General features: G+C 57.6%; 10 protein-coding genes. 5 read left to right on the top strand and 5 right to left on the bottom strand.

Annotated elements, in window-relative coordinates:
* From Q1M04_RS15560 to Q1M04_RS15540, 5 genes are all read right to left on the bottom strand, one after another.
* The coding region (locus tag Q1M04_RS15560) for a DUF6017 domain-containing protein (RefSeq protein ID WP_300448755.1) at window positions 1–782 on the bottom strand (782 nt) is incomplete at its 3' end.
* A 28-nt stretch (window positions 783–810) separates the two neighbouring features.
* Window positions 811–1,596 (bottom strand): phosphoadenosine phosphosulfate reductase family protein, encoded by a 786-nt coding sequence (locus Q1M04_RS15555; RefSeq protein ID WP_300448752.1) that lies wholly within the window; start codon window positions 1,594–1,596, stop codon window positions 811–813.
* 37 nt (window positions 1,597–1,633) lie between these two features.
* Window positions 1,634–1,954, bottom strand: a complete 321-nt coding sequence (locus Q1M04_RS15550) for a hypothetical protein (RefSeq protein ID WP_300448749.1) — start codon at window positions 1,952–1,954, stop codon at window positions 1,634–1,636.
* Between the two features lie 55 nt (window positions 1,955–2,009).
* Window positions 2,010–2,948, bottom strand: coding sequence for a ParB/RepB/Spo0J family partition protein (locus Q1M04_RS15545; protein WP_300448746.1), 939 nt, complete (start codon window positions 2,946–2,948; stop codon window positions 2,010–2,012).
* Window positions 2,905–3,726 carry a ParA family protein gene (locus Q1M04_RS15540; RefSeq protein WP_300448743.1) on the bottom strand — a complete coding sequence of 274 codons (822 nt, stop codon included), beginning with the start codon at window positions 3,724–3,726 and terminating at the stop codon, window positions 2,905–2,907. Before Q1M04_RS15540 ends, Q1M04_RS15545 begins: the two co-directional genes overlap by 44 nt.
* A 233-nt stretch (window positions 3,727–3,959) precedes the next feature.
* Between Q1M04_RS15540 and Q1M04_RS15535 the strand changes: the two genes are divergently transcribed.
* The 5 genes from Q1M04_RS15535 to Q1M04_RS15515 form a co-directional block, all read left to right on the top strand.
* Complete coding sequence (locus Q1M04_RS15535) at window positions 3,960–5,168, top strand: DUF4368 domain-containing protein (RefSeq protein ID WP_300448740.1); 1,209 nt, start codon at window positions 3,960–3,962, stop codon at window positions 5,166–5,168.
* A 55-nt stretch (window positions 5,169–5,223) separates the two neighbouring features.
* Window positions 5,224–5,601, top strand: coding sequence for a hypothetical protein (locus tag Q1M04_RS15530; RefSeq protein ID WP_300347217.1), 378 nt, complete (start codon window positions 5,224–5,226; stop codon window positions 5,599–5,601).
* A 37-nt stretch (window positions 5,602–5,638) separates the two neighbouring features.
* Window positions 5,639–6,472: a class D sortase gene (locus tag Q1M04_RS15525; RefSeq protein WP_300347226.1), complete on the top strand. Its 834-nt coding sequence runs from the start codon at window positions 5,639–5,641 to the stop codon at window positions 6,470–6,472.
* Between the two features lie 103 nt (window positions 6,473–6,575).
* Window positions 6,576–7,364 (top strand): CAP domain-containing protein, encoded by a 789-nt coding sequence (locus Q1M04_RS15520; protein ID WP_300347214.1) that lies wholly within the window; start codon window positions 6,576–6,578, stop codon window positions 7,362–7,364.
* Between the two features lie 89 nt (window positions 7,365–7,453).
* On the top strand, window positions 7,454–9,125 hold a 1,672-nt coding region (locus Q1M04_RS15515; RefSeq protein ID WP_300448735.1), incomplete at its 3' end, for a collagen binding domain-containing protein.

Genomic DNA, 9,125 nt, shown 5'->3' with positions numbered 1-9,125 from the left:
GTGTTCTCCTGGATGCCGTCCAGCACCTTCTCGATGTGGGCGGAGGTGATCTGCTCAAACCGCTGCCGGACGAAGGCCGTAGGATATTCCGCGTCCCGCCCGATCTTCATGGTGGGGGTGCGGCTGAGCGCAACCTCCAGCATGATCTCCACAAACTCGTTGAGCTGCTCCCGGTTGGAGGGAGTAACGATCAGGTCATACTCGATCTGATCCCGAATTTCATCCCGCTTCTCAAAAATTTCTTTCATTCCTTCCACCGGCTGCGCGGGTGTCTCGGAGGGGGTAGGGGGAGGGAATGAATGAGTATTTGATCGCTGAGTATTTGATTTTTGAGTTTTGAATTGATTTATATTTAATTGGGCGGGGTTCTCCGTATGCGGCGCGGCCATATCCGGGCCAGCCACATCCGGGTTTTCCGTATGTGGTGATGCCGTATCTGGCGGGGGCATATCCGGCTCGTCCGCATCCGGCGCGGGCGGCTCCGGGGGCTGGGGCTTTTCGTAGATGATGTACTCGGTGTCCGTAATACGCCCGTTGGCCCCGCGAAGCTGGCGGCGGATGATGTAGCCCGCCTTTTCCAGCTCCTTGATGGTACTGCCGATAGCGTCCACACCCTCCTTGCAGATGGCGGCAAGCCCCCGTGTGCTGTAATTCCAGTCCTCCGGGAAAGAGAGAAACATGGACAGCAGCCCCTTGGCTTTCAGCGACAGGGATGTATCTTTCAGATGATAATTTGACATGACGGTGTAATCTCGCGTCCGTTCTACACGATAGACAGCCATTTCAACTCACTTCCTGTTTAGATTTTGGTTATGCGGTGGTTGACCCGTCCTCGCGGGCAAAGCGTTCTTCCAGCCGTTCCACGCTCCAATTCTGCTTGAACTGTCCCAGGGGACCAGGGCCGAACATGGCCCGCGCCCGATTGTCCATGTCCAGCAGCCGCACCCATAGCTCCGGGTGGTGATGGCGCAGCTTTCGCAGTTCGTCAATACGTTGAAAGGGACAGCACCAGCAAGAGGCGCGGCGATATACCTCATACAGCCCGCCCCAATCGTAGCCTCGGTCATAGCAGATTTGCAGCGCCTGGGCCTCGGTGATTCCCCATTCCACCAATGGATAGCGGTTATGAGGATCGTCTTTGCAGCGGTGGGCTTCATCGGCGGCGATACCGATATGGTGCAGGACATTTTTCTCCTTATTCAGCCGGTTATCCTCTCTGGTGATAAGATGGGTTTTGAGCTGTCCAGTACACCAGCGCACCCGCATCCCAGGCCAGCCATAGCCAGTCGCCTGTTGGCCCTTGGCAATACGCCTCTCTATGGCCCGTTTTTGTTGCAGGGGGACATGGAACATGAGCCATTCAAAACCGCAGGGATGCCGCAGGGTGGTAATGTGCAATCCTCGCTCCCGAAAAAGAAAATCATCCAGTTTGGCGATATGGGCCTCCATCTCCGGGAACTCCATGCCTGTATCGGCGTAGAGTACGCAGTCGATGGGCAGGCCCTTTTCGATCATCAGAATCAAAAGACACGAACTGTCTTTTCCACCTGAGAGGGAGACCGCCGAATAGATTTCATCACTTTTTATGGTTCCCATGACGGGAAAACTGCCTTTTTATCTCCTTTCCCGTCTGTTACAGCTCATAGAGAGGGATGTCGCTCTCATAGTAGGCGGCGCACATTGCGTTGATCTCATCGGCCAGCTCATCCAGGTCCAGATACATGGGGCTGTCCCAGGGGTCCCCCTCCTTGATCTCCCGATACTCGGTGACGTACTCGCCGTCCCCGCAGTCCAGGGACACGCAGGCCACGGCAACAAGATCCATGTCCTCCAGCAGCCACAGCTCATAGGTGCGGTCCGTCAGCACGATGGAGGCACAGCTCTGGTCGTTGTCCTCGTACAGCCGGGTGGCCCGCTGGCCGAACAGGTCCTTGCCCCGGTAGTTGAAAGACATGGGCGCCTTGCCGTCGGTGGTGTAGGCGTGGACGGTCTGCTTGTCCGATATTCAATTACCGCTCCTGGCTGCGCTGACGTTTCTTCATCCACTGTTCCAACAGTTTGATGATAGTGTCCTGCATCTGCTTGGGGGTGTAGGAGCGGGGGAAATATTTGTGGAGGGTGTCGGAAGTCAGAACAATCTTATCGACCTCCGGCTTTTTTTCCTCCGACATGATGCCCAGCATGGTGTCCTCATCCAGTTTCCCGGACTGACTGAGTTTTTTCATCCGCTGGGCCTGGGACAGCGATGGAGTAGCCTGTTCACTGTTGATCGTTTCCACCAGAAGCGCCTGTTCATCTGGTTTAAGAGCCGCGATTTGATAGGCGGGGGTCATGGCGATTTTCCTATCGTCCACCATCTGCTGAAGTTCCGGGACCAGTTGTGTGAGTGCGATGTAATTGCGGACAGTATCGCCGCTTACACCCATCTCCGCACCAATCTCATCATCGCTACGGAAATTCGCCGAAATTTTCGGCGAATTTCCTCCATGCTCTACTGTGGGCCGTCCGGCCCTCCGTTTGATAGCATCCAGTTTCATTTTATAGGCTTTAGCCCTCTCGCTGGGAAGAATATTTTCCCGCTGGAGGTTACTGTCCACCATGAAAATAATAGCGGTGTCCCGGTCCAAATCCCGGACAATGACCGGCATGGTGTCCAGTCCTGCCAGTTCGCAGGCGTGTTTGCGCCGGTGTCCGGCCACCAACTCATAGCCGCCGCCCTCGCGAGGACGGGCGATTGCGGGCATGAGAACGCCGTATTCCTTGACGCTCTCCACGGTTTCCTTCATAGAATCATCATCCCTTACGGAAAAGGGGTGGTCTGGGAACGGGTACAGCTCGGACAGCGGGATATTCTGCACCTTCTCCAGTTTTGCGTCCTGACGCTCCTGCTCCGTGGAGAATAAATCAGCGGCCGATGCCAGCTCTACTTTTCGCGCGCTGCTTTTCAAGCTGTAACACCTCCCGCGTCAGATTTCCATAGGCTTCGGCCACCTTGCCGCCGGGGTCATGGGCAAAGATGCTCTTGCCCTCGGCGCTGGTCTCCTTGGCCCGGACAGAGTGGGGTATCTCGGAATCGAATACCTTGATGTCCCCGCCGTAGGTCTCCCGGAGCAGGGCGCTGATCTCTCTGGCGAAGTTGGTCCGGCTGTCTACCATCGTCAGCAGGATGCCGTCAATGAGCAGTTTGGGATTGATCTGCCGCCGCACCTTGCCCACGGTCTGCAAGAGCTGTTCAAGCCCTTTCGCCGGGAGGTACTCCGCCTGGACGGGGACGATCAGGCGATTGGCAGCGGCCAGGGCGTTGACGGTGAGCATACCCAGGGAGGGCTGGCAGTCCAGCAGGATGTGGGTGTACTGTTTCCGAACCGTGTCCAGATACTGCCGCAGGATGGTCTCGCGGCTCATGGCGTTCACCAGCGACACCTCCATGCCGGAGAGTTGGATGTTTGATGGCATGAGGTCCACGCCCTCCGCATGATGCAGGATGCCCTCGCCGGGAGCGATGGGCTGATCGTTCAGCACCTTGCCCATCAGGTCCGAGAGGGTGACGGGCAGATCGTCCGGCTGGGAATGGTCCAGGCTGATGGAAAGACTGGCCTGGGGGTCTACGTCCACCACTAACACCTTTTTCCCGGCTTGGGCCAGACCGATGCCGAGGTTTGCGCAAGTTGTACTCTTGCCCGTACCGCCTTTTTGATTGACTACGGCGATCACTTGGGCGTTCATGTGTTCTCAACTCCCTACTACAAATAAAAATACCCCATCGCAAAATGGGGATGAAAAAAGGGAGAACATAGCTATGCTACATTCTCCCGCAAAAAACAGTATGCAGTTGTCGGCTTTTGCCGTTTTCTATTCCAGGGTGGGAACAGTCAGGAGCCAATCCGCCGCAATCCCGCATAAATCCTGGCTTTTTCAAAACTTTTCGTACCCTTCCCCAACAGCACCTGTTCAATGAAATGCACGCGCGGCAGACCAGCAAGAAGGTAAAGGCCGCTCTGAAAGCCCGCCGGATGAACGGCGCTCACATCAGTTCATTCGCACCGCTGGGCTACCGATGGGACCCGGATCAAAAAGGCCATCTGCTGGTGGACCCGGAAACGAAGTGGATCGTGGAAAAGATTTTCGACATGGCTGTCCACGGAATGGGCGCAGCGAAAATCATGAAGGCCCTGATTCGGGAAAAGGTTCCCACTCCTGGATATCTCCACTACATCAAAGAGGGGGCTTACGCGCACATCTATCAGGATGCGCCCGAGAAAACGCGGTATGCATGGAATGAAACGAAAATCAGGCTTATTTTAACAGATGAGAACTACCTTGGCAATAGTATCCACAATAAAACGTCCGTCAAATCTTTCAAACTGAAAAAGCAGACTCGGAATCCTGTCTCTGAATGGGTTCGAGTGGAGGGAACCCATGAGTCCATCATCAGCAGGGATGTGTTTGATCAGGTGCAGAAGCAGATCATCAGCCGCCGCAGGCAGCGCAAGGATGGTACGACACAGATATTCGCTGGACTGGTCAAGTGCGCAGACTGCGGATGGACGATGCACTTTGCAAGGCAGAATAAGGGAAACCATCCTGGCTATTTCTCCTGTGGTACCTACAGCAAAAAGGTGGACGAGTGTACCATGCACTTCATCAGCTACAACACACTGTACGCCTATGTGCTGGAACGGCTGCAATTTTGGGCATCCATGGCACAGAAGGATGAGCAGCAGCTCTTGGAACGTCTGCTTCAAAATGGCGATAAGGGGCGGCAGGCTGAGAGGAAAAAACGGGAGGCCGAACTCAGGAAAGCCGAAAAGCGCCGCAAGACGGTCAATGACCTTTTTGTAAAGATGTACGAGGACTGGTCGGCGGGCCGCATCACGGAGAGCAATTTCAATCTGCTGTCTGAGCGGTACCAGGCGGAGCAGGCAGATCTGGATGATAAGATTGCCGCGCTGAAGTCGGCCATGGAAAACGCAAAGCAGTCTGCGGAGGACGCCGAGAAGTGGGTCAAGCTCATCCGGCAGTACAGCGAGATCACCGAGTTGGACGCGCCCCTGCTTAATACGCTGATTGAGAAAATCCTGGTTCACGAAGGGAAACGGGGGCCGGATGGCATTCGGGAACAAGAAGTGGAGATTTTCTACCGCTTTGCGGGCAAGATCGACATCTGAAAATACTTTTGCGGTACATCCCTAACTATGATTAACGGACGCGGACCTGTCCCTGGTGCCCAAGACCATCTCGGACGGCGGGCGGAGCCTGACCCTGGCGGACGTGCAGTGGAGCAATTCCACCCAGGAGGAAGGCGACGGCGTGGTCACCCGCTACACCGCCACGGCCCGGTACACCGGCAGCACCTCCAGCAAATACGCCACCGGATACACGGTAACGGCGGACTACTCCGGCGAGGTCTCCAAGACCGGCTGCAATGTGGTCACCTATACCGCCGTGTTCGGAAGCGTCGAGGCCTCGAAGGACTCCGGCGTCCAGGACGGCGAACCTGTTGACGTTTCCGGCATTGGGCGTCCGCTCATGATCGGCGGCGTGGTGCTGGCGCTGGTCCTGGGCGGCGCGTTTGCTTTCAAAAAGATTCGAAGGAGATGAAAAAAACTTGAAATTGAGAACTTTCCTGCTGGCCTGCATGATCTGCGCCTTGTGCGTGGTTCCGGCCAGCGCCCTCGAGTACAGCTATGACGGGGCGGACGATTTCCTCTTCGCCCGGCCCACCAGCGACGATACGATCTACGAGGAGGAAAACCCCAACGTGGACCGGAGCAAGAATGTGGCCCTGGTGGCCCCCGGCTTCGGCACCCCCACCAGCTACCTCCCCGGCTCCGGCGAACACCTGACCCCGAACCTTGTTTCTGGAGCGCTCTCCGGCGGGCTGGTGAATCAGGTGGGCGGAGCGAATTACTCTGTGTCGGAAGACAGCGTGTCCAGCGGCATGGGCGGGTTCCTGCCCAGCACGTCCATTCTGGACAGCGGCTCCTCCGGCAATGCCACTCCCCCGGAGCATTTCACCATCACCACCCGGCCCAATGACTCGGCCTCCGTGGGCTTCACCAGCGTGACAGAGGACAGCTACTACGCCAACGGGTCCCTGGGGACGCTGAAAATCCCCGCCATCGGCCTGAATGTCAAGATCGTCCAGGGCACGGACAGCACCGCGCTGAAGAAGGGCGTGGGCCACTTCGAGGAGACCTCCATCTGGAATGGAAATGTTGGATTGGCTGCGCACAATCGCGGAACCAACAGCTATTTCGGCAAAATCCATACCCTGGAGGCCGGGGACGAGATCACCCTCACCACCAAAGAGGGCACCCGGACCTATGAGGTCACCTCCGTGGCCAAGGTCACGGAAACGGACCGGAGCAGCCTGGAGAACACCTCCAACAACTGCCTGACGCTGTACACCTGCGTCCGGGACGAGCGGGACCTCCGGTGGTGTGTGAGAGCGGTTGAGTCGACCGATTAAACCGGGCCGGACTGTTTGCCGATTCCAATAGACATTCCCCCAAATCTGTGGTAGTGTTGCGGTTGCAAAACCCTGACAAAATCACGGAAATGGAGGAAAAGCTATGAAAAGGAACAGTAAAGTGTTCGGGATGTTGACGGCTGGCATACTGTCTGCGGCGCTGCTGGCGGGCCCGGCCCTGGCGGCAGACCCGGAGATCCGGGTGGGCAGCTACAAGGGCAATACCCTGGAGGCAGGCGAAAGAAGCTGCCTCATCATCGGACCTGCCGGTTCGGAGTACCGCGCCGTGTCCAGCAACCCCGAAGCTGTTGCTCTCGAACGGGTTCTGACCTATTGGGTGGCCGTCGCCAAGGCGGAGGGCACGGCTGAGATCACCGTCACCAATGCGGACGGAACCGCCGGCAGCCTGACGCTGACGGTAGGAACCGCCGAGGCGGCAGACGACTTCCAAAAAGAAACGTCTGCTCTTGCCCAGGCGGATACCCTGGACCTCTCCGCCAACCTGGACATCCGCCTGGAGATGGTCCGACTCATCAACGAGGTGCGCCGGGAGCATGGATTGGCAGAACTGCCCACGGACGAGTCTCTCATGAACGCCGCTCAGGACGTCTCCAGCCAGTGCGTCACGGAGCACCAGCCCTATGACCACATGGCCCTCATCCGCTACGGCTGGCCTCACGGCGGGCTCTACAACCTCACCATGTTCGGCGCCTATGACTGCCCGGACATCGCCCGGCAGGCCATCGATTATTGGATCGAGTCTCCTGGGCACTATAAAACCATGCTGCTGGAGGAGGCGTCCCATGTCGGCACCGGCGTCACCTTCAAAAACGGAAAAGCCTACTGCTACATGGTCGCAGGTGATCCTACCAGCCATAATCCCTACGAATAAGGAACGATCTCACATCACACGGAGGCCCATTAGCAAATCGCTAATGGGCCTTTTTTCTTTCAAAAATTCAGTTTGGAAAGGAACCCTTTATGAACGAAAAACATCATTCCCTGCGAACGCGCCTGACGGCCCTGCTGCTGACGCTGGTCTGCGTGCTGGGCCTGTTCCCCACCATGGCCTTTGCCGCAAGCGACACCATCACGCTGAAGGAGTTCGGCCACTCCGGCGTGGCGTATCAGTCCGCGGCCCTGGGGCGCTGCACTCTCCATGAAATGACCTTCGCAAACGGAAACCAGATTACCACCGGCTTCTGCGGCACCAAGGGTGGAGACATGGGAACGTCTCTCCAGGGCCAGACCTGGGGGAACAAGCGGTCAATCTCCGACCCCACCGTGGAAACTATGATGGCCTATTACTACGCCCATTCCACCGGCGTCTTCACCGACGAGGCGGAGGCCCTGGGCGTGGCGGACGTCTGGGGCCCCGGGTATCGGTGGTATATGAACGCCTGGGTCCAGGCTTGCATCTGGCGGTATCAGCAGGGCAGCATGAGCGATCCTGTCGTGGCCTGCGCCGAGGAGCTGATGGCCGTGTACAACACCCTGGAGGGCACCCACTACACCAGCATCGACCAGAAGCAGGGCGAGAGCTCCTTCCGGGACCGGACCCAGTTCATCCTGGACCTGGGCAGCCAGGGCGTTTGGGGCAAGTGCGCTGTGTATGAATACACCTTCACCGGCGCCGGCAGCTCCGCCCACCCTGCTGGGTCTGTGCAGAAGATCATCCTGGGCGACCTGACGGTAGAGCACATTGAGCAGGAGGAATACGTCCTCATCGTCAAGAAGGTGGACGCCACCAATCCCTCCAAGGGTCTCCCCGGAGCCGGATTCCACATTGAATCCACCAACGGCTCCTATTCCAAGGACGTGGTCACGGGCCAGAACGGCACTTACCGGATCAGCGGCCTCAGCGCCGGGACCTATGCCGTAACAGAGACCTCCGCCCCGGAGGGCTATGAAATCGACAGCGCCGCCCCGCAGTATGTCACCCTGCCCAGCAATGGGAATAATACTGTGACGGTCACCTTCCGGGACTCCACCACCATTACCGGGGAGGGCAGCATCCGCAAGGTAGATGCGGACAATCCCTCCAAGGGCCTTGCCGGGGCGGTGATCAAAATCACCGGCGTGGATAACAGCTTTGTGGGGACCTACACCACCGTCGAGGGCGGCTGGCTCACGGACGTGCCCTGGGATTCCATGCCCATTGGCAGTTATGTCGCGGAGGAAATGACTCCCCCGGAGGGCTACACCAAGAGCCCTGACCAGAACAAGGTGAAGCAGAGCTTCCATTGGGATGGAAAATCCGATGTTTCCCTCGTTTTCGAAAACGACAGCAAGGTAAAAATTCAGCTTATCAAGCTGGACGATTCCAACAATCCTCTCCCCGGCGCGGTGTTCAATATCCTGAAGGACGGGCAGATCATCGGCACCGAGGCCACCAGGGAAGACGGCAGTATCACGGTGACGGACGTGACCGAAGGAATGTACGCTTTCGTCGAGGTCTCCGCGCCGTCGCCTTTTGCCAAGCTGGACGAGCCAGTCCTCGCTCATGTCGATCAAGCGGACGTCAATGGCGGAGGAACCATCACCGTCACTGCGGCAGATAAAAAACTGCCCAACCTGACGATTCTGAAACGGGACGCCCAGACCGGCGACGTCATCCCGGACACCCATTTTGAGATCAAGGGTATTCACTACG

Source organism: uncultured Oscillibacter sp. (genome assembly GCF_950073225.1).
GTDB lineage: Bacteria > Bacillota > Clostridia > Oscillospirales > Oscillospiraceae > Oscillibacter.
The sequence above is the reverse complement of the archived record's forward strand: the minus strand, read 5'-3'. Positions and strand labels throughout refer to the sequence as shown.

Bases quoted from the DNA above. Each gene is read 5' to 3' on its own strand.
- Q1M04_RS15555 (WP_300448752.1), bottom strand. From the start codon at position 1,596: ATGGGAACCATAAAAAGTGATGAAATCTATTCGGCGGTCTCCCTCTCA.
- Q1M04_RS15550 (WP_300448749.1), bottom strand. From the start codon at position 1,954: ATGTCTTTCAACTACCGGGGCAAGGACCTGTTCGGCCAGCGGGCCACC.
- Q1M04_RS15525 (WP_300347226.1), top strand. From the start codon at position 5,639: ATGATCTGCGCCTTGTGCGTGGTTCCGGCCAGCGCCCTCGAGTACAGC.
- Q1M04_RS15535 (WP_300448740.1), top strand. From the start codon at position 3,960: ATGCACGCGCGGCAGACCAGCAAGAAGGTAAAGGCCGCTCTGAAAGCC.
- Q1M04_RS15520 (WP_300347214.1), top strand. From the start codon at position 6,576: ATGAAAAGGAACAGTAAAGTGTTCGGGATGTTGACGGCTGGCATACTG.
- Q1M04_RS15540 (WP_300448743.1), bottom strand. From the start codon at position 3,726: ATGAACGCCCAAGTGATCGCCGTAGTCAATCAAAAAGGCGGTACGGGC.